19 protein-coding genes and 1 pseudogene are annotated in these 18,130 nt (G+C 65.5%); 10 read left to right on the top strand and 10 right to left on the bottom strand.

Going from position 1 to position 18,130, the window contains the following annotated elements:
- Nucleotides 1–184: 184 nt before the first annotated feature.
- The 4 genes from FPH17_RS01585 to FPH17_RS01570 form a co-directional block, all read right to left on the bottom strand.
- Nucleotides 185–646: a hypothetical protein gene (locus tag FPH17_RS01585; protein WP_122086664.1), complete on the bottom strand. Its 462-nt coding sequence runs from the start codon at nucleotides 644–646 to the stop codon at nucleotides 185–187.
- Between the two features lie 54 nt (nucleotides 647–700).
- Nucleotides 701–1,069, bottom strand: coding sequence for a hypothetical protein (locus FPH17_RS01580; RefSeq protein ID WP_154878421.1), 369 nt, complete (start codon nucleotides 1,067–1,069; stop codon nucleotides 701–703).
- Between the two features lie 320 nt (nucleotides 1,070–1,389).
- On the bottom strand, nucleotides 1,390–2,826 hold the full coding sequence (mtr, locus tag FPH17_RS01575) for a mycothione reductase (protein ID WP_154878420.1): 1,437 nt from the start codon (nucleotides 2,824–2,826) through the stop codon (nucleotides 1,390–1,392).
- 73 nt (nucleotides 2,827–2,899) lie between these two features.
- Nucleotides 2,900–3,958 (bottom strand): alpha/beta hydrolase, encoded by a 1,059-nt coding sequence (locus tag FPH17_RS01570; RefSeq protein WP_238397090.1) that lies wholly within the window; start codon nucleotides 3,956–3,958, stop codon nucleotides 2,900–2,902.
- Nucleotides 3,959–4,154: 196 nt separating this feature from the next.
- Here FPH17_RS01570 and mqo point away from each other — a divergent pair, with 196 nt between their 5' ends.
- Nucleotides 4,155–5,657 carry a malate dehydrogenase (quinone) gene (gene mqo / locus FPH17_RS01565; protein WP_154878419.1) on the top strand — a complete coding sequence of 501 codons (1,503 nt, stop codon included), beginning with the start codon at nucleotides 4,155–4,157 and terminating at the stop codon, nucleotides 5,655–5,657.
- Nucleotides 5,658–5,689: 32 nt separating this feature from the next.
- Here the strand turns inward: mqo and FPH17_RS01560 are convergent, their stop codons facing one another.
- Nucleotides 5,690–6,925, bottom strand: a complete 1,236-nt coding sequence (locus FPH17_RS01560; RefSeq protein ID WP_154878418.1) for a protein adenylyltransferase SelO family protein — start codon at nucleotides 6,923–6,925, stop codon at nucleotides 5,690–5,692.
- 24 nt (nucleotides 6,926–6,949) lie between these two features.
- On the opposite strand from FPH17_RS01560, the gene cobA reads away from it, so the two are divergent.
- The 4 genes and pseudogenes from cobA to FPH17_RS01540 all read left to right on the top strand — a co-directional run.
- The gene (cobA, locus tag FPH17_RS01555) at nucleotides 6,950–7,690 is read left to right on the top strand and encodes a uroporphyrinogen-III C-methyltransferase (RefSeq protein ID WP_095555190.1); all 741 of its coding nucleotides are present in this window, start codon (nucleotides 6,950–6,952) and stop codon (nucleotides 7,688–7,690) included.
- The gene (locus FPH17_RS01550; protein ID WP_154878417.1) at nucleotides 7,674–8,636 is read left to right on the top strand and encodes a class I SAM-dependent methyltransferase; all 963 of its coding nucleotides are present in this window, start codon (nucleotides 7,674–7,676) and stop codon (nucleotides 8,634–8,636) included. Before cobA ends, FPH17_RS01550 begins: the two co-directional genes overlap by 17 nt.
- Nucleotides 8,637–8,674: 38 nt before the next feature.
- Nucleotides 8,675–8,926: a type II toxin-antitoxin system Phd/YefM family antitoxin gene (locus FPH17_RS01545; RefSeq protein WP_154878416.1), complete on the top strand. Its 252-nt coding sequence runs from the start codon at nucleotides 8,675–8,677 to the stop codon at nucleotides 8,924–8,926.
- A gap of 27 nt (nucleotides 8,927–8,953) precedes the next feature.
- A pseudogene (locus FPH17_RS01540) lies at nucleotides 8,954–9,181 on the top strand (Txe/YoeB family addiction module toxin); the annotation flags it as partial.
- On the opposite strand, the gene FPH17_RS01535 reads toward FPH17_RS01540, so the two are convergent.
- The 3 genes from FPH17_RS01535 to FPH17_RS01525 are packed head-to-tail and all read right to left on the bottom strand — an operon-like array spanning nucleotide 9,153 to nucleotide 11,267.
- Complete coding sequence (locus FPH17_RS01535; protein ID WP_154878415.1) at nucleotides 9,153–9,917, bottom strand: NAD-dependent deacylase; 765 nt, start codon at nucleotides 9,915–9,917, stop codon at nucleotides 9,153–9,155. The pseudogene FPH17_RS01540 and the gene FPH17_RS01535 sit on opposite strands and share 29 nt — an antisense overlap.
- A gap of 4 nt (nucleotides 9,918–9,921) precedes the next feature.
- Entirely contained in the window at nucleotides 9,922–10,527 is a 606-nt protein-coding gene (locus tag FPH17_RS01530; RefSeq protein ID WP_154878414.1) for a thermonuclease family protein, read from the bottom strand.
- An 11-nt stretch (nucleotides 10,528–10,538) separates the two neighbouring features.
- Nucleotides 10,539–11,267 carry a DUF1648 domain-containing protein gene (locus FPH17_RS01525; RefSeq protein ID WP_154878413.1) on the bottom strand — a complete coding sequence of 243 codons (729 nt, stop codon included), beginning with the start codon at nucleotides 11,265–11,267 and terminating at the stop codon, nucleotides 10,539–10,541.
- Nucleotides 11,268–12,057: 790 nt separating this feature from the next.
- Between FPH17_RS01525 and FPH17_RS11835 the strand changes: the two genes are divergently transcribed.
- Nucleotides 12,058–12,528 (top strand): DUF559 domain-containing protein, encoded by a 471-nt coding sequence (locus FPH17_RS11835; RefSeq protein WP_167496752.1) that lies wholly within the window; start codon nucleotides 12,058–12,060, stop codon nucleotides 12,526–12,528.
- Here FPH17_RS11835 and FPH17_RS01515 read toward each other — a convergent pair.
- Entirely contained in the window at nucleotides 12,512–13,213 is a 702-nt protein-coding gene (locus FPH17_RS01515) for a YaaA family protein (protein ID WP_154878411.1), read from the bottom strand. The two genes, FPH17_RS11835 and FPH17_RS01515, sit on opposite strands and share 17 nt — an antisense overlap.
- 31 nt (nucleotides 13,214–13,244) lie before the next feature.
- Here FPH17_RS01515 and FPH17_RS01510 point away from each other — a divergent pair, with 31 nt between their 5' ends.
- A complete protein-coding gene (locus FPH17_RS01510; RefSeq protein ID WP_154878410.1) occupies nucleotides 13,245–15,035 on the top strand; it encodes a proline--tRNA ligase in 1,791 nt (596 codons plus the stop codon).
- A 40-nt stretch (nucleotides 15,036–15,075) separates the two neighbouring features.
- Here the strand turns inward: FPH17_RS01510 and FPH17_RS01505 are convergent, their stop codons facing one another.
- A complete protein-coding gene (locus FPH17_RS01505; RefSeq protein WP_154878409.1) occupies nucleotides 15,076–15,903 on the bottom strand; it encodes a hypothetical protein in 828 nt (275 codons plus the stop codon).
- Nucleotides 15,904–15,934: 31 nt separating this feature from the next.
- On the opposite strand from FPH17_RS01505, the gene rimP reads away from it, so the two are divergent.
- From rimP to FPH17_RS01490, 3 genes are all read left to right on the top strand, one after another.
- A complete protein-coding gene (rimP, locus tag FPH17_RS01500) occupies nucleotides 15,935–16,477 on the top strand; it encodes a ribosome maturation factor RimP (protein ID WP_154878408.1) in 543 nt (180 codons plus the stop codon).
- Nucleotides 16,478–16,516: 39 nt separating this feature from the next.
- Complete coding sequence (nusA, locus tag FPH17_RS01495) at nucleotides 16,517–17,533, top strand: transcription termination factor NusA (RefSeq protein ID WP_154878407.1); 1,017 nt, start codon at nucleotides 16,517–16,519, stop codon at nucleotides 17,531–17,533.
- 208 nt (nucleotides 17,534–17,741) lie between these two features.
- Nucleotides 17,742–18,056, top strand: a complete 315-nt coding sequence (locus FPH17_RS01490; RefSeq protein WP_095277380.1) for a YlxR family protein — start codon at nucleotides 17,742–17,744, stop codon at nucleotides 18,054–18,056.
- Nucleotides 18,057–18,130 lie beyond the last annotated feature (74 nt).

The raw sequence follows: 18,130 nt of genomic DNA, 5'->3' as shown, positions 1-18,130 counted from the left end.
CCACGACCTGGGGTTTCCTCCGCGGTAGTTCGTACTTGGAGCTAGCGCCATGCACGGGAGCGGACAAAACGTTCGTGTTCCAGGCAGCTGAGACAACCCCCCAAAGCACACGAAAAAACCTCCCGCACCGAGACGGTGGGGAGGTAATTCTTTGCTAGGACTCAGAAGTCCTGAGCAGTGCTTCTTACAGCTTGATCAGGCCGTTGTAGGAAGCGAAGTTGAAGCCTGCGATGACCAGGCCAACGAGAGCGCCGATCGCGGAGACGATGGTGCCGTCGATCCAGATGCGAGCCCACTGCGGGAGAGCCTCGGCGTTCTTCTCCTTGCCGAATGCGTCAACGCCGTAGAACGGCTTATCCGCATCGTTGACGTAGTGGGAGGAACCCTTGCCGTTGAAGAGGCCCTCGGTGCCGTCGGAGATGGACTCGTTGAAGGACTTGTCGCCCTCGCGGCCGTCGAAGCCCTTGAATGCGACGGAGTTGTCCTTGTTCTCGGTCTCGGCCTTCGGACGGTTCGCCGGCTTTTCGTAGGAAGCCTCGGTGGTGGCCGGGGTCTCCGTGGTCTCAGCGGACGCGACGGCGACGCCACCGAAAGCGACGGTCAGTGCGGTTGCGGATGCAACTGCTGCGGTGCGGAAGTTACGCATTGATGTTCCTTCTTTCGAGAAAGTCGTTAGTTGTTGTGTGCGGAATTCCGCGACTTACATGTTCGGGAGGCCGTGGACAACGAAGTTGTAGGCCGGGCCGACGACCAGGCCGACCAGTGCGGAGACAGCGGCGAAGATGGTCGTGGCGTAGAAAGCCTTTGCCCAACCCGGCTGCTCGCCGAAGCCGGGCTTTTCGGAGCCGAAGATGGCCTCGCCGTCAGCGCCGGTAGCGTTGCCGTTCTTGTCGTAGGCGTCGAGGGAAGCGCCGATCTTGGTGGAAGCGGACGGCTTCTTAGCGTCGGCCGGGGTCTGGGTGGTGGTCTCCGGGGCGGCAGTCTCTTCAGCTGCGGCAATGGTGGTGGAGCCGAAAGCCAGGGCGACTGCGGTTGCGCCTGCGAGGGCTGCCTTACGGAAATTACGCATGAAACGAAATCCTTCTCTGATAGTACTTGCAAGACGTCCGGGGATTAACGGAGAAAATCCAGGGGCCGAAGCTCCTAGGACCGAATGACAAGCCCGATGGACTCGGATCCCGGTGTCGAAAAACCACACTAATGGATTGCCGGCAGGAATGCACAAGTGAACCGCGAAAAAAGTTCAAGAATCGTGAAAACGAGGTCTTTCGTATCGTGGCTTTTGGGGTTCCTGTTACACAACCATTATCTGACGTGGGTTTTTGCTGCCTGATTCTATGTTTTTCCTGGAAAGCGATACATCCCCCACAACGGGGGTGGCCGAAGGGTCTAGAATTCGCAAAAGTCCAGGTCGAGGCCCAAAAGCGCATTCTCCACCACTTCCGGCAACGCCGGGTGGATCCAGTACTGGCGGCGCGGAATTTCACGCAAGTCCAGGTCAAACGCCATGATGGTGACCAATTGCTGGATCAGGGTGGAGGCCTGCGGTCCGATGAGGTGAGCTCCCAGGAGTTTGCCAGACTGGCGGTCGGCAACGAGCTTCACCACACCAGTCGTGTCCTCGAGCGCCCAGCCGTAGGCCACATCGCCGTAATTCTGGACCTTGATGGTGACGTCGTGGCCGGCGTCGCGAGCTTCCTGCTCGGTCAGGCCCACCGACGCGATCTGCGGGTGTGTGAACACGGCGTAAGGTACGTGCTGGTGCGGCATCGGCACGAAGTCGTCGGAATCCTTCATCGCTGCAATGACGTTGTGGGTCACCGCGCGCTGCTCCGCGTTGGCCACGTGCTTGAGCTGGTACGGGGAAGAGGCATCGCCGAGAGCCCAGACGCCGTCGGCGGTGGTATGGCCGTACTCGTCAACCGTGATGCGCCCGTCCTCGCGGAGCTCGACGCCACCGGCGGCGGCGTCGAGTCGGTCACCGTTGGGCACACGTCCGGTGGCGATGAGGAGGGCCTCGGAGGTGATGACGGTGGCGTCGTCAAGCGTGAGCTCCACCGAGTGCTCGTCGCCGCGCGCGGACGTGACGGTACGGCCGATGTGGGTGGTGAAGCGCTCGGTGGCAAGTGCGTTGAAGCGCTCGTGGATGTCGGCGTCGAGTGCGCGCATGAGCGGTGAGCGATTCACGATGGTCACCTCGCAGCCAAGCGCGTCAAAGATGTGCGCGAACTCCATGGCGATGAAGCCACCGCCCACGATCGTGAGCGACTTCGGCAGATCCGGCAGGCGCATGATGTCCTCGTTCGTGTGGAACGGCACGCCCTCGGCCCACTCGGGAATGAATGGACGCGCGCCGACGGCCAGGATGATTGTGTCGGCGCTGATTTGCTTCTCGGCGCCCCCTTGCCCCGTCACCAACGTCTTCGGCCCCACGAACCGTGCGTGCATGTCGTACACGGTCACGTTCGGACACTCGTCGCCGCGTCGGTATGCCTCGCCGCCGGCCGCGATCTGGTCCACGCGATCCCCGAAGACGCGCTGCTGGATGGCCTTCCAGTCGGCACCGCGATATTCCAGATCTACGTTGAGCCGCTCGGCCTCGCGGGCCTGGAGTGCAGTATCGGCGGCAAGGACGAACATCTTCGTCGGAATGCAGCCGACGTTGAGGCAGGTGCCACCAAACGTGCCCTCTTCCACGATGGCGACTTTTTTGTCGTCGAAGTCCGGCGTGAGCACGCTGTTGCCGGAGCCGGCGCCGACGATGATGAGGTCATAGTGCTCGGTGTGCTCGGTGTGCTCAGTGTGCTCGGTGTGCTGATCGGTCATGCGATGACTCCTCTATATATACGTCTATGTTGAGTTTGGGACAATTGGGATTTGAGAGGCGTTTTGGGGCGGCTTAGTGGTGCGGCAGCTCGTCCAACCAGGAGGTACACGCCTTGAACGCGGACTCGCGAGCGTATTTCCCGGACAAGAAGACGTCGTGGCGCGCGCCGTCGATGGTGGCGATCACGCAGTCCTGAGCAAGGTGCGGCGCCCACGTGCGGATCTGGTCGACGTCCAGCACCGTATCGGCAGTGTCCGCGGCGGGGGAGTACTCCTTGCCCAGGTAGGAGTGGGAGGACACGAGGGTGAGCAGCGGGACTCCGGTATCCACGTCGTCGCAGTGGATCCGTTCCTGGCCATCCACAATCGCCTTGAGCCAGCCCGCGTACTTCGTGTGCCCGCCTAACGGCTTCCACTTCGTATTGAAGTCCCACTCGCCGTTGTGGTCCACGTGCAGCGACTCGCCGTAGGTGGAGAGGGACCCTCCCGGCAAAGGCACGCGCGGGAGCATGCCGCCGCCCACCTTGAGGACCGGCTTGACCGTCTTGACCAGCAGGGGAGAGAACTGCATGTCGATCCATGGGCTGTTGAGCATCAGGCCCGCCAGCCGCGCGTGGTCCGCGGGCCGCTCCCGGCGCAGCCAGTCCGCCCACAGCGAGGTGATGAGCCCGCCGGCGGAGTGCGCGAGCGGGACGACCTTCGCGCCCTCGCCGCGCTCGGCGGCGATGACATGCAGCGCGTCCGTGAGCTCGGGGAAGTAGTTGGCAAGGTCCTCGGTGTAGTGCCAGTACTCGCCGTTCTGCCGCGAGCGCCCGCACCTGCGCAGGTCGATGGCGTAAAAGGCGTACCCGGCGGCGGTGAATTCCTCGGCGACGTGAGTCTGGAAGAAGTAGTCGCTCATCCCGTGTACCCAGAGGATCGCGGGTTTTGTCGGATCAATCGCGTCCGCATTGAGGCTCGTTCGCACAATGGTGGCGCGCGTGCCCTTCCCGGTATCAGGGTCCTTGCCCTGCGGGAGGAACGCGGATTCAAATCCGTCACCGAGCACGTCGGGGTACCAGTCGGGGCTCATGCTTGTCGACGTCACGCCGTCCCAAGCGCCTGCGGGGGTGTTCTCCGGGGTCTTTGTCATGTCACTGATCCTAGCGAAGGGGGTGGGGTGCACGGTGGCGTCGAGAAGCGTGAAAGCCGTGCCACGCAGGCCAAACATCGTACCATTATCCGGGGGTATGGGTGGACAATGGCGGAGGCAACTGGCGTATTGTGGATGGGTGACGTGAAGGCGAGGTGCACTCGCAATGAATACACAGTGAATGAGGGAAATCACGATGTCTGATACAGCAGCCAACCGCTACGACGATGAGGTGGACGTCCTCCTCATCGGCGCCGGTATCATGTCCGCGACACTCGGCGCTATGCTCCGCCAGCTCGAGCCAAACTGGACCCAGGTGATCTACGAGCGCCTCGAGGGGCCTGCGCAGGAGTCCTCCTACGCGCTGAACAACGCCGGCACCGGACACTCCGCGCTGTGCGAGCTGAACTACACGCCGGAGAAGAACGGCCGCATCGACGTCTCCAAGGCGATGGCGATTAATGAGAAGTTCCAGGTCTCCCGCCAGTTCTGGTCCCACCAGATCGAGCACGGCGTGCTGGGCGATCCGAGCGAGTTCATCAACCCGGTCCCGCACGTCTCCTTCGCGCAGGGCGACGACCAGATTGACTACCTGCGTCGCCGCTACGACGCGCTATCTGCAAACCACATGTTCCCCAACATGCAGTTCACCGACGACCAGGACGTGTTCGCCGAGAAACTGCCGCTGATGGCCAAGGGCCGCGACTTTGATGCCGAGCCCGTCGCGATCTCCTGGACCGACGCGGGTACGGACATCAACTACGGCGCGCTGTGTAACCAGTTCTTCGACGCAGCCACCCAGGCGGGCACCGAAATCCGCTACGGTCACGATGTGACCAACCTCAAGCGCGAGGGCAACTTCTGGAAGGTCACCGTGCGCAACGTGCACACGGGTGACAAGAAGGTCACCCGCGCGCGCTTCGTCTTCGTCGGCGCGGGCGGATACGCCCTGGACCTGCTGCGCAAGGCGGGCGTGCCCGAGGTCCGCGGCTACGCCGGCTTCCCCATCTCTGGCATGTGGCTGCGCACCACCAACCAGGAGCTCGTCGCCCAGCACAAGGCAAAGGTCTACGGCAAGGCGAAGGTCGGTGCCCCGCCGATGTCCGTGCCGCACCTGGACCTGCGCGTCATCGACGGCGAGGAGTCTCTGCTCTTCGGCCCGTACGGCGGCTGGACCCCGAAGTTCCTGAAGAAGGGCTCGTACCTGGACCTGTTCAAGTCCATCCGCCCGGACAACATCCCGTCCTACCTGGGCGTTGCGGCCACCAACTTCGGCCTGGTCAAGTACCTGGTGGAGGAGGTCTTCCGCGACTTCGACGGCAAGATGGACGTCCTGCACGAGTACTACCCGGAGGCCGATCCGAAGGACTGGGAGGTTGTCGTCGCGGGTCAGCGCGTGCAGGTGATCAAGCCCGCGCCGGCACCGTCCTTCGGCTCCCTCGAGTTTGGCACGGCGCTGGTCAACGACCAGTCCGGCTCCATCGCCGGCATTCTCGGTGCGTCCCCGGGCGCATCCATCACCCCGTCCGCGATGCTCGAGCTGCTCGAGCGCTGCTTCGGTGAGCGGATGATCGAGTGGCGCGAGGAGCTCCACGAGATGTTCCCCACCTACGGCAAGTCCCTCAAGGACAACAAGGAGGCCTACGACAAGCAGTGGGCCTGGACCGAGAAGACGCTGAAGCTCGAGGACAAGAAGTAGTCACCCCACCGGCGTGACCAGGCCGGGGCCGTTTACGTACCGCAGAAGGTACGGAACGGCCCCGGCTTTTCCGGTAGGGCCATCCACTCCTCGCCGGCGGCCTCGTCGTAAGGATGCGTCACCGCCTGCAGCAGCGCGAGGTAGGCAGCGACGTCCCCGTCGCGTTCCGCCGCCGTGATCGCCGCGTCCAGCATGTGGTTGCGGGGAATATAGATGGGGCCCGGATACGTGCCGTCCTTGTTGGGCTCGGTGCCGCCGAAAGGCATTCCGTGTTCCCGGTTGTACGTGGTGATGTCCTGCGCGAGCATCAAACCCTCCGCGTGCGCGCCGACGTAGTGGCTCCAGGTCTTGTCCCACCGCGCCTGCAGCGTGGACAGGATCTCCTGGGCCCGCTCCTGGCCCAGCTCTGGCAGCAGCGTCTCCGCGAGGCGGACCATGTTCCACGCCAGGATGCCCGGCTGGTTGCCAAAGGCGTAGCGGCCCTGCGCGTCGATGGAAGAGAACGACGCCGCGCCGTCGAACCGCTGCGTGAACGCACACGGCCCGTAGTCGATCGTCTCGCCGGACAGTGCCACGTTGTCCGTATTCATCACGCCGTGCACGAAGCCGACGCGCATCCACCGGTTGACCAGATCGATCTGGCGGTCGATCACGGTATCCAGCAGCTCCGCGGGCCCGTCGAAGCCTGCGGCGGCAATGACGTCGCCGACCAGGTCGCGCGACTGCTGCGCCGCGTACTGCAGGGAACCGACGCGCAGGTGGGAGGTGGCGACGCGCACGACGATGCCCGCGGGCACCGGGCCTTGCTGGCGGACGACCGTTTCGCCGGTGCGAAGCACCGCGAGCGAGCGCGTGGTGGGGATGCCGATGGCGTGCATGAACTCGCTGATCAGGTACTCGCGCAGCATCGGGCCGATGGCGCCGAGCCCGTCGGAGCCGGGGCGGGAAAACGGGGTGAGCCCCGATCCCTTGAGCTGGATTTCGCGTCCATTGGTGTCGCCGAGGAGGAGCGCGCGGCCGTCGCCAAGCACTGGCACGAACTGGCCGAACTGATGGCCCGAATACGCGGTGGCGTGCCCGCCTGCGGATCCGGCGAGCCACGCCACGCCCTCTGGGCTGCGCAGCCACTCGGGGTCGAGGCCGAGCTCGCGGGCGAGCGGCTCGTTGAGCACGATGAGCTCCGCGCCCGGAACCTGCGTGCCAGGCAGCGGCACCGCCATGTCCGGCAGCGCGTCGGCGAACGTGTGGGCAAGCGTGGGTTGATGCATGGTCCCAGCCTAGACTGGGAGCCTATGAGCATCGGAGAAGTCACACTCGTCGGAGGGGGCCCGGGCGAATGGGACCTCCTGACCATCCGCGGCCTGCGCGCGCTCGAAGCCGCCGACGTGATCCTCACCGATCACCTCGGCCCCGCCAGCCAGCTTGAGGAGTTCCTGGACGTGTCGAGCAAGGAGCTTATCGACGTCTCCAAGCTCCCCTACGGCAAACAGGTCGCCCAGGAACGCACCAATGAACTGCTGGTGGAACACGCGCTGGCGGGCAAGCGCGTCGTTCGCCTGAAAGGCGGGGACCCGTACGTGTTTGGCCGCGGTTTCGAGGAGCTGCAGGTGTGCGCGGCCGCCGGGGTGCCGTGCCGAGTGGTGCCGGGCGTGACCAGCGCGATCTCAGTACCCGCAGCGGCGGGTGTGCCCGTGACCCAGCGCGGGGTGACGCACTCCTTCACGGTGGTTTCCGGGCATCTTGCGCCGTCGAACCCGGAGTCGCTGGTGGATTGGGAGGCGCTCGCGCGGGTTGGCGGGTCCATCTGCGTGATCATGGGCGTGCGCCACGTCCGCGAAATCGCCTCGACGCTGGTGAGCGCAGGGCTTCCCCCTTCGACGCCGGCAGTGGCCGTGCAGGAAGGCGAGACTGCCTCGCAGCGCGTCGTGCGCGCAACCGCGTCGACGCTGGCCGATACGATGGAGTCCGAAGGGATCGCCTCGCCCGCCGTGTACGTGATTGGGGAGGTCGCTGGTCTTGCGAGCGCTGGATAGCCTGATCTGGGACACCGCAGTTGACGGTGGGGTGCCGGATACCTTGCTCGTTTGCTACGACCCGACCTTGGATCTGACGCGTCAGGCCGTGGCGACGGGTGCTTGCGTGCTGTTTCTGGACCCGGACTATGCGCGTAGTCAGGCCGCGTTGGCGCTCGGCGCGGAGATTGCAGGCGACGTGCGGTTGGACGAGCTGCTCGCCGGCCTGGGTTCCGGTGCTGGCGTCGCGGTCGGGCTCGGCGAGATGACGAAGTCCCTGGCCCGGCTCGACTACCTTGCCCGCTCCATCGCCGGCGCCGGATTCGCGGAGGCGCGCCTGGTTCTCGGGGCGAACAACAAGCACCTTTCTCGCGGCATGAACTCGGTGCTGGCAGATTCCTTCAATGACGTCCACGGATCGCGGGGGCGCGGCAAGTTCCGGTGCCTGGTGGCGTCGGGGGCGCGCGAGGTCACGTACGAGCCAGTTTCGCAGCGGGGGTTGGTAGCCATCGGCGGCGTCTTCTCCGGCGCCAAGCCGGACCGCGGCGGCGAGCTGCTGCGCTCGTGCCTGCCCCAGGAGCCTGGTCGCCTGCTGGACCTCGGGTGCGGCAACGGTTCGGTGAGCAGGGGTTTCGAAGGTGCGATCGCCACAGATTCGGACGCAGACGCGGTCCTTTCTGCCCGCGTCATCGGCCTGGAGGCCACCTGGGACGATGCCGGCTCGCAGCTGCCGGACGCGTCCTTCGACACCATTGCGCTGAACCCGCCCTTCCACGCGGGCACGACCATCGACGCCACGCTCGTCCAGCACCTCCTCGACGCCGCCGCGCGCCTGCTCGCCACCGGCGGCGATCTGTACGTGGTGCATAACTCGCACCTGCGCTACCGCGGGGAGGTGGAGCGCCGTTTCGGCGAGGTGGAGCAGGTCGCTCGCGACGCGACGTTTACTGTGCTGCGGGCTCGGTAGGGCGAATCATGGGTGGTACAACGATCTGGAGGTAGCAAATGACTATCAGTGCTTCGGAGGCGCGCCGAACCCTGCTCCCTCTCATTGAGAAGGTGAACCAAGACCGGGACACGGTCGAGATCGTTTCCCGTAGCGGTAACGCGGTGCTGATGTCCGCGGAGGACTATTCCTCCTGGGTGGAGACCGCGAATCTCTTCCGCTCTCCAGCGAACGCGCGTCGGCTCTTGGAATCCAACGAACAGGCGCGTAGTGGTCAAGCCGTCACGCATGACATCGACCTGGATGCATGAATGCAGCTCGCCTGAACGCCATACACTTGGGAGGAATACCTCTACTGGCAGCAGAAGGATCGGAAGATCCTGAAACGGGTGAATCAACTGCTCAAAGACATGATGCGTGATCCATTCGAGGGGATTGGTAAGCCGGAGCCGCTGAAATACGGTATTGCCGGAGCCTGGTCACGGCGCATCACCGAAGAGCACCGATTGGTTTACATCCTTGAAGGCGAAACGCTCATTATTCTGCAAGCTCGCTACCACTATTGATCCGCCCCTGCAGGATCCGCGGCAGCGCCTCCGCCGCGGTGGCAGGCACGACCACGTCGGCCAGGTGCGAGAGGTCCGTCGGTTGCGGCGTGACCTCCACGATCGGGATCTCTCGCGCGTGCGCCATTAGTGGCAGGCCCGCGGCGGGGTAGACCACGCCAGAGGTGCCGACGATAAGCAGCGCATCCGCAGTCTTCATGCGGCGTTCTGCCTCGGCCCACTCGTCCTGCGGCAGCGCTTCGCCGAACCAGACCACGCCCGGGCGCACGAGCCCGCCGCACACCGGGCACTCCGGCGGCGCGATCCGCTCAACCGGCTCCTCCGGCAGCGCGATCGGCTCCTCGTACGGGGTGTCGCAGTCGGTGCAACGGAAGGCGAATAGTGAGCCGTGTAGGTGCACGACATCCTCGCTGCCCGCGCGTTCGTGCAGGTTGTCGATGTTCTGCGTCGTCACCGTCATCCCGCGCGATGCCGCAATTGCCCGGTGCCCGGCGTTCGGCTCGGCGCGCTGCGACAGCTGAGCCCGCCAGAGGTACCAGGCGTACATCGTCTCCGGGTCGTCGTGCCATGCGCTTATCGACGCCATCGCCACCGGATCCACACGCTCCCACACCCCAGTCTCCGCATCCCGGTACGTGGCGATGCCACTGTCGGCACTCATGCCGGCGCCGGTAAACACTTCGACGTGGTTGGCGTTTGTGAGGATCTCGTGGGCGTCGATAAGCAATTGCTCCATGGCCCTAGTCTAGGCCGTCGATGAACTCCAGGGCCTGGTCTTTGTACGTGAAGTTGGGGGCGGCGTTGGCAGCGTCGCGGTAAAACGCCTGGTGCTGCGCGTCCTCGGCGTGGAGCTCGTACGCGCGACGGGCAGTATCGGTGGGGAGCAAACACTCGGTCGGCACGGCGTGGATACCAAGGTGGGTAGTACGGGCGCGGGCCTGGGCGGACTCCATGCGCGAGGTGTAGGCGTGATTCGGCTCGTAGGTGACTGCGCGGGCCAAACCCTCGGTGGCGAGCTGCTCGTTGACGAATACGTCGCCGGCGAAGACAGCGGCAAGCTCGCGGCCGTAGCGGTCCTGGCGCTCCTCGTCGTGCTCGAGGTGCACGCGGGTGCCCGGCGGGGCGAGCTCGGTAAGCCGGTCTGTGGCCTCCTGGTAGAGGCACTCACCCCGTTCAGGAGTGTCGATGTTGAGCAGGCGGACGCGCACGGTCTCCCCGTCGCGGTCAACGTCGAGGGTGTCGCCGTCGACGATCTTGGTCACCGTCGGCTGGTCCTGTCCGGGAAACTGGCAGGCGGACAGGGCCACGGCAGCGAGCATGGAGACGAGGAGGTGGAACGGGCGCATATCAGTCTCGCTTACATGACGGCGGCGAAGACGATGCAGGCCACTGCGGACGCTGTGATCGCGATGCCAGCCCGCCACAGGTAGCGGCGACCCTGCTCGTGCGCGGTGTTGATCTGGAGTTTGCCTGGGTTGGACGGGAATACCGCGATCGGCGCCGGGTCCTGCGACTCGCTGTAGACGCCCATGCCGCCGGCGTAGCGGAAGTGCTCGTTGCGGATCTGCTCGTCCTCGTCTGTGGGCAGCGCCAGGACCTGCTTGCCGGTGTTGAGCGTCAACGCGATAGCGAGCACCACGACGCCGATGGTGAACACGATCCAGACTGCGGGGAGCAGCCAGTTGAACGGAGTGAGGTGAGCTGACGAGAGCGCGCTCAGGCACATGCACACCGCCATGCCAAAGATGGTTTGGGAGACGAAGGTGGCCGTCTTATCGGTGAGTAGTTCGACACGTGCCGCGTTGGCCTCCGAAAACGGGATCGGGGAGGTGCTCGGTACATCCGTGGTGCGGCGAACCATGGCGCGTGGCGGCACGCAGCAGGCGACTGCGGTTGAGATGACTGCGCCGATCCAGAGTAAGGCGGTCGCGCCGAAAAACGTCTTTGGCGTGTACTGGTCGGGGTTGCCCGCGATGTCGAAATGCACCGGGATCGGGTCCGGGATGGAGTCCCAACGCAGCAGTATGTACGCCAGCGTGGCGAGGTAGACGAAGACCGTGGCGGCGTAGTACTTGCGGGCTTGCATGAGGTGAGCGTAGGCGGGAGGCGGTGCGGCTGACAAACGGAGCTAGCTCCATTTGTGCGCCGGGCGTGTGGAAAACCCCAGGTCGCGAGTTGGCGCGAACTTCAAACGGAGCTAGCGCCGTTTGCAAGACGTCGCGGCGAGAAACCCCAGTTCGTGAGTTGGCGCGAACTCCAAATGGAGCTAGCGCCATTTGCAAAACGTCGCGGCGAGAAACCCCAGGTCGTGATTCCACCCGACGGCCAAACGGAGCTAGCGCCATTTGCACCCTTGTTATGGAAGAAGAGCCCCCGACAGATAGACGAAACAGACGACATCTGATAGAAACACCAGTATGGATTCGGGGAGGAAGCGAGAGCTGGCGAACAAGCTCATGGACAGGAAGCGTGAACACGATTGGCTCGCATACCGGAGGCACCCGGTGGCGTTCCATAAGGTGTCAACACGGTTTTTCATCAGCGTGACGGAATGGAAGGAGTTGCGATACCACGAGAAGCGGTGGCTGGAGGCGTACTCGGTCGGTTGCACAGTGCCGAAAGCCGTGTTGTCCGGGCGATCGGCGGCACGACTCCTCGATATCTGGGTAATTGCCACGACACCGGAACCAGTGGAGCTAGTAGCACAGCGAGGGAAGGCGCCGTCTCGGAAGCAGTGGCCGCCGGGTGTGGTGTACCGGGATAGGTCGCCAGGAAATACTGCACCGCGCAGCTTCGATCGTCTCCGCACGACGGATCCGCTGACCACCGTGTTCGAGATCGCTTTGCGTCATGGCTTCGCAGAAGGACTCGTCGCGATGGACTGGCTTCTCCGCGAGGGCATACCACGGCACCGGGTCGAGGAGCATGCAGCCAGGCTGGGTCGTATCCGGGGCATCGAGACGCTACGCCGGGTGATCGCGCACGCGGTGGACAATTCCCTGTCGCCCTACGAGTCCTACGCCCGCGCGCTGCTGCTACAGGCAGGCATCGGCGACTGGCAGGTCAACGCGCGCATTGCCGTCCCGCCCAACCTGTACATGGCGGACCTGCTGCGCGGTCGCCTCATCGTGGAGATCGACGGCGCGCAAAAATACGACGGCACCACCTTCGCCCCGACCGACGCAGCGATCCGCGAGGAACGGGAGCGCGAGAAGCACCTCCAGAACGCCGGTTATGTCGTGGTTCGCGTGTCGCCGGAGCAGTTGCTTGCCGACGCCCACGCGTTCCTCACCGCCGTCACCCGCATGCTCGACCTCACGGAAATGCACCTCACACGACCAGCGTGACCTGGGTGCCGTGCACTTCCGCGGTCAAGCCGGCGGCGTGGGCGACGTGGGCGACATCGTCGGGGGAGGTCACGGTGGCGTCGCCAAGCGCGAGGGCCCGGGCAAGCTCACCCTTGTACTGCTTGTTGAAGTGGCTGACCACCTTGCGCGACCCGTCGGGCTGCACGGATTCGACGCGCACGGTGGCCGCGCCGGGGACGGGGCCGAGCTTTTGGTACGTGCCGGAGCGGAGGTCGACGACGAAGGGGAAGTCTGCGAGGACGTCGGTAATCGCGGTGCCCCAGCGGGACTTCAGCGTGGCGCCGCCGAGGCGGGCACCGCCGGAGAGCCGGTAACGGGGGATCATATCGCCGGCGCGCACGACACCAAAGAGCGCGGAGCCGACCGCTAAGCGCTCCAGGCAGGCAGTGGGGAGGGTGGGGGCGGACAGGGCGTCGAAAAGCACGCCCGTGTAGCGGAAGATGGCAGGCATCACCGGGGCCTGAGCCAGGTGCAGGTTTTCCTCCGCCTCCGCGCGCTTGGAAGCGGGGATCTTCAGCTCGGCCATCATCTCCTCGACGGGCAGCGCCGTGAGGTCGCGAATGAGGCCGGTGCGGATCGGGTCGAGCGCGGGAAAGGACACGCTCATCGGTGCGTCCTGGCCGCCGGGCGCCTTGGTCTCGGAAGGTGGGAGGACGATCAGCATGGCTCACAACCTTAGCGCTAGGATTGTGCGCATGATTACACGCCTCTCTCAGCTGTTCCTGCGCACCCTGCGCGAAGACCCCGCCGACGCCGAAGTCCCCAGCCACAAGCTGCTCGTTCGCGCCGGCTACATCCGCCGTGCCGCGCCGGGCGTGTACTCGTGGCTGCCGCTTGGTCTGCGCACGATGCGCAAGATTGAGGGCGTTGTGCGCGAGGAGATGGACGCGATGGGCGGCCAGGAGCTGCTCTTCCCCGCGCTGCTGCCGAAGGAGCCGTACGAGGCGACCAACCGCTGGGACGAGTACGGCGACGACCTGTTCCGCCTCAAGGACCGCAAGGGCGCCGACATGCTGCTCGGCCCCACGCACGAGGAAATGTTCACGCAGACGGTGAAGGATCTGTACTCCAGCTACAAGGACTTCCCGGTCACGCTGTACCAGATTCAGACCAAGTACCGCGACGAGGCGCGTCCGCGCGCGGGCATCCTGCGCGGCCGCGAGTTTGTGATGAAGGACAGCTACTCCTTCGACATGTCGGACGAGGGCCTGGACGCGTCGTACGCGAAGCACCGCGCGACCTACCAGCGCATTTTCGGCCGCGTGGGCATCCGCTACGAGATCTGTAAGGCCACCTCCGGCGCGATGGGCGGCTCGGCCTCCGAGGAGTTCCTCGCGTACAGCGAAAACGGCGAGGACACCTTCGTCGTCTCCTCCGAGGGCGACTACGCCGCAAACGTGGAAGCCGTTGTCACGGTCCCGCCGGCCGCGACCCCGATCGAGGGTCAGCCGGAGGCGCAGGAGTACGACACCGCGGCCTCCGAGACCATCGATGCGCTCGTGGAGTGGGCCAACAAGGAGCAGGTGCTTGTTGACGGCGCGCCCGTCCAGGCCTCCGACACCCTCAAGTGCATGGTGATCAAGGTCGACGACCCGCGCGCGGTGGACGAGGACGGCAACAAGGTCGGCCCGCAGCTGACCGGGGTCTTGCTGCCAGGCGATCGCGAACTGGACGAGAAGCGCCTGGAGGCAGCGCTCGAGCCGGCGACCTTCGAGCTGGCCAGCGACGAAGACTTCAAGAACACCGACTTCCTGGTCAAGGGCTACGTCGGCCCGCGCGCGTTGCAGGCCAACGGCGTGCGGGTGCTCGCGGACCCGCGCGTGGTCGAGGGCTCCAGCTGGATCACCGGCGCGGACGCCCCGCAGAAGCACATGGTGGGCCTGGTCGCCGGCCGCGACTTCACCGTCGACGCCTTCGTCGAGGCCGCCGAGGTCCGCGAGGGCGACCCGGCGCCCGAGGGCAACGGCACTGTGCAGCTGGCGCGCGGTATCGAGCTGGGCCACATCTTCCAGCTGGGCCGCAAGTACACCGAGGCCATGGACGTGCAGATCCTGGACGAGAACGGCAAGCGCGCCGTGCCGACGATGGGCTCCTACGGCATCGGTGTCTCTCGCATGATGGCGGTGGTGGCCGAGCAACGCCACGATGACAAGGGGCTGGTCTGGCCGGTCGCGATCGCGCCGTACCAGGTCCACGTGGCGGTGGCCAACAAGGACAAGGCAGCGCTCGAGGCTGGCGATCAGATCGCCGCTGAGCTCTCAGATGCCGGGCTCGAGGTGCTTTTCGACGACCGCCCGAAGGTTTCCCCAGGCGTAAAGTTCAAGGATGCCGAGCTCCTCGGCATGCCGTTCATTGTGATCCTGGGTCGCGCGTTCGCGGACGGAAACGTGGAGCTGCGTATCCGTGGTGGCGAAACGCTCGAGGTGCCGGCCGACGAGGTCGTGGAGAAGGTCCGCGAGCTGGTCGCGGAGCAGCTGGCGCAGTAGCGCCCGGGGCGGCCACCCCCGCCCTGCCAACCTGGCTGGGCTACGCCCCCTGCGACTCTGCGGCGAGCTGAATAGCCAGGCGACGGAACTGGGGGCCCTCGGCGTTGGCGGCGGTGGCGCGCCACTGGTCAGTGAGCGCCTGCTGCTGGGTCTGCGCGTAGGCGCCGGCGGAGGCGACGTCGGCAGGCGCCGGGACGCCCTCGAATACGTAGCCCGGGGCGGCCTCCGGGACGTCGCCGCTGGGCTCGAGCGCGGTGACGAGGGCGCGCACACGCTCGTCGGAGGCGTCGCGCAGCGCCTCGAGTCGCTGGTCAAGCGCGTCGTCCGCGTACGCAGTGGCCATGGAAAAGCCGTACTGCGCCGCGTACTCCCGGCGCAGCATCTCGCGGGCGGCGTCCAGGTCGGCCTCGTTGGTGATCTCGGAGTCTGCGCTGTCTGCGTCTGCAGCGGGCTCCGCTCCAGCTGCCACGCGCAGATCGATCGCCTGGGCAGTCACCAGCGCGACGGATTCCTCCGGCACGTCTGCGGCTGCCTCCGTAAGCGCGTCCGCCGCGTGGTCGGCCGCGGACACCTCGTCGGGGTTGCCCGCCGACTCGCCGGGCGTGCGTTCCACCTTGCAGGTGCTCGGCAACTCGCCGGACTCGGTGGTGCCGCAGAGGCGCTCAACCTCGTCGAACAGCTGCTGCGCCTGCATGGCGCGGGTGTGGGCGAGCGGGGCGTCGCCAAGCGCCTGCTCATCGGCGACTGCCTGCTGGGCGAGCGCGACGAGGTCGGCGTTGGGGCGCGGCCCGACCACATCGAGCGCGTCGCAGGATGCGAGCGAAAGCGCGACGGGGGCGGACATAGCAAGGGCGACGAGTTTCTTCACCCGCAAAACCGTACACGATAGGGTGGGGGCCATGGCTTTTCCTACACCCGAGCAGCTCGAGGACATTGTCACCCCCATCGCGCGCAACCACGACCTGGATGTTGAGCAGATCCGCGCCGTGCGCGCCGGCAAGAAATCACAGGTGGTCGTCGCCCTCGACGGCGACGAGCACCCCACGTTGGACGAGCTGGAGGTCGTTTCCAACGAGCTCAGTGAGCTTTTCGACGCCCACGAGTCCGCCGGGGACCTCAACTTCGGCGCCGGCTACACCCTCGAAGTGACCACGCCCGGGGTGGACATGCCGCTGACCGCGCCGCGGCACTGGCGCCGGAACCGCGGCCGAGCCGTCGCCCTGCTGGACGCCGACGGAAAGAAGGAGACGTGGCGCATCGGTGCGCTCAACGATGCTGAGGATCGTGTCGTGCTCATCGAGCGCGGCGCCAAGCAGCCGCGCGTGGAAACCCGCCTGGTTTCCGAAATGCCGAAGGCAGTGGTAGAAATTGAGTTCAAAGCGCCACCGGCTGCCGAGCAGGAGCTGGTCGACGCTGCGTACGAAGAAGTAGGAGACGAGTAAGCTCCGGGGCTCACCCGGCTTACCTGGAAGGAACAACAAGTGAATATTGACTTGAACGCGCTCAAAGTGATTGAGGACAAGCAGGGCATCGCTGTCGACGACCTGCTCACCACCATCGCGAGCGCGCTTTTGTTTGCGTACCTGGATTACCGTGACGGGAAGCCGGACGAAAACACCAAGTCTCGCGTGGACATCGACCCAGACACCGGCGATGTGCACGTCATGGTCAGCGAGTTGGACGAGGACGGCGAGGTCGTCTCTGAGTACGACAGCACGCCGGTCAACTTCTCCCGTATCGGCGCTCCCGCGGTGCGCGACGCCATCAAGCGTCGCTTGCGCGAAGCGGAGGCAGGGCGTGTCTACACCGCCTACTCAGAGTTCGAGGGCCACGTCGTCTCCGGCGTGGTGCAGCGCGACGCCAACGCGGAGGCACGCGGCCTGACCATCGTCCAGCTGGGCACCGAGGCGGATCCGCAGGACGGCATTCTCCTGCCCGCTGAGCAGATTCCGGGCGAGCGCCTCACCCACGGCGACCGCGTCAAGGCGTATGTGGTGGGCGTGAACAAGAGTGAGCGCAATGTGCAGGTCAACCTGTCGCGCACGCACCCGGAGCTGGTGCGCGGCCTGTTTGCGCTCGAGGTGCCCGAGGTAGAGGACGGTTCCGTGGAGATCATCGCGATCGCTCGCGAGGCCGGCCACCGCTCCAAGGTCGCGGTGCGTGCCACCGTCAAGGGCGTCAACGCAAAGGGTGCCTGCATCGGCCCGCGCGGCGCGCGTGTGTCCAACATCATGAAGGAACTGGGCGGGGAAAAGATCGACATCATCGACTACTCCGAGAACCCGGCCACCTATGTGGGCAACTCGCTGGCGCCGTCCAAAGTGGTCAAGGTGGACATCCTGGACCGCGACGCGCAGATGGCTCGGGTGACCGTGCCGGACTACCAGCTGTCGCTGGCCATCGGCAAGGAGGGCCAGAACGCCCGTCTGGCAGCGCGACTCACGGGGTGGAAGATTGACATCCACTCCGACGCCGATACGGACGCAGCCGCGGAGTAGCGGGGCGTAGCTGGGGAGCGCATGAGCGTCGAGAAGCAATGCCCCGGGGCCGGCAGGAACCCTGCTGACCGCCGTAAGTATTGTTTAGCGCCGCAATGGCGTAGGCTAGGACGCGGCTTATTTCCCGTGCGCCGAGACGTGTCGCGTTCCCGGTCGCAGTAGTTGGGTGTGGGCAGGACTGTACGTCGAGCAACAGGAAGGGTTGTGGATGAGCGTTACGCGCAAGCGTCCCATCCGTACTCGTACCTGCATTGCTACCCGCGACGTGCTGCCCGACACCGAGCTACTGCGACTCGTTCAGGACCCCGAGGCGCCCGGCCGGATCCTCGCCGACCCACGCCGGTCATTGCCCGGCAGGGGAGCGTGGATCACGCCGACGCGGGAAGCAGTCGAGCTGGCGGAGCAACGCCGTGCCTTCGGCAGGGCGTTCCGTCTGTCCGCTCCGGCGGACCTAGGTCATGTACACACGTACCTCGCCAATCTGGCGAACGACCCAACGCAAGTAAGGAAGACCGAACACTGATGAGTACACAACCGTGAAGCAGCATCAGCGATGAAAGTCAATGACCACGTCTAGGGGTCGGTAGCCGCACGAGC

It is taken from the genome of Corynebacterium gottingense (assembly GCF_007559235.1).
In the GTDB taxonomy this organism is placed as follows: Bacteria; Actinomycetota; Actinomycetes; order Mycobacteriales; family Mycobacteriaceae; genus Corynebacterium; species Corynebacterium gottingense.
The sequence above is the reverse complement of the archived record's forward strand: the minus strand, read 5'-3'. Positions and strand labels throughout refer to the sequence as shown.

Coding starts and splice junctions, on each gene's coding strand:
- FPH17_RS01585 (WP_122086664.1), bottom strand. CDS start 646: ATGCGTAACTTCCGCACCGCAGCAGTTGCATCCGCAACCGCACTGACC.
- FPH17_RS01580 (WP_154878421.1), bottom strand. CDS start 1,069: ATGCGTAATTTCCGTAAGGCAGCCCTCGCAGGCGCAACCGCAGTCGCC.
- mtr (WP_154878420.1), bottom strand. CDS start 2,826: ATGACCGATCAGCACACCGAGCACACTGAGCACACCGAGCACACCGAG.
- FPH17_RS01570 (WP_238397090.1), bottom strand. CDS start 3,958: ATGACAAAGACCCCGGAGAACACCCCCGCAGGCGCTTGGGACGGCGTG.
- mqo (WP_154878419.1), top strand. CDS start 4,155: ATGTCTGATACAGCAGCCAACCGCTACGACGATGAGGTGGACGTCCTC.
- FPH17_RS01560 (WP_154878418.1), bottom strand. CDS start 6,925: ATGCATCAACCCACGCTTGCCCACACGTTCGCCGACGCGCTGCCGGAC.
- cobA (WP_095555190.1), top strand. CDS start 6,950: ATGAGCATCGGAGAAGTCACACTCGTCGGAGGGGGCCCGGGCGAATGG.
- FPH17_RS01545 (WP_154878416.1), top strand. CDS start 8,675: ATGACTATCAGTGCTTCGGAGGCGCGCCGAACCCTGCTCCCTCTCATT.
- FPH17_RS01535 (WP_154878415.1), bottom strand. CDS start 9,917: ATGGAGCAATTGCTTATCGACGCCCACGAGATCCTCACAAACGCCAAC.
- FPH17_RS01530 (WP_154878414.1), bottom strand. CDS start 10,527: ATGCGCCCGTTCCACCTCCTCGTCTCCATGCTCGCTGCCGTGGCCCTG.
- FPH17_RS01525 (WP_154878413.1), bottom strand. CDS start 11,267: ATGCAAGCCCGCAAGTACTACGCCGCCACGGTCTTCGTCTACCTCGCC.
- FPH17_RS11835 (WP_167496752.1), top strand. CDS start 12,058: ATGGACTGGCTTCTCCGCGAGGGCATACCACGGCACCGGGTCGAGGAG.
- FPH17_RS01515 (WP_154878411.1), bottom strand. CDS start 13,213: ATGCTGATCGTCCTCCCACCTTCCGAGACCAAGGCGCCCGGCGGCCAG.
- FPH17_RS01510 (WP_154878410.1), top strand. CDS start 13,245: ATGATTACACGCCTCTCTCAGCTGTTCCTGCGCACCCTGCGCGAAGAC.
- rimP (WP_154878408.1), top strand. CDS start 15,935: ATGGCTTTTCCTACACCCGAGCAGCTCGAGGACATTGTCACCCCCATC.
- FPH17_RS01490 (WP_095277380.1), top strand. CDS start 17,742: ATGAGCGTTACGCGCAAGCGTCCCATCCGTACTCGTACCTGCATTGCT.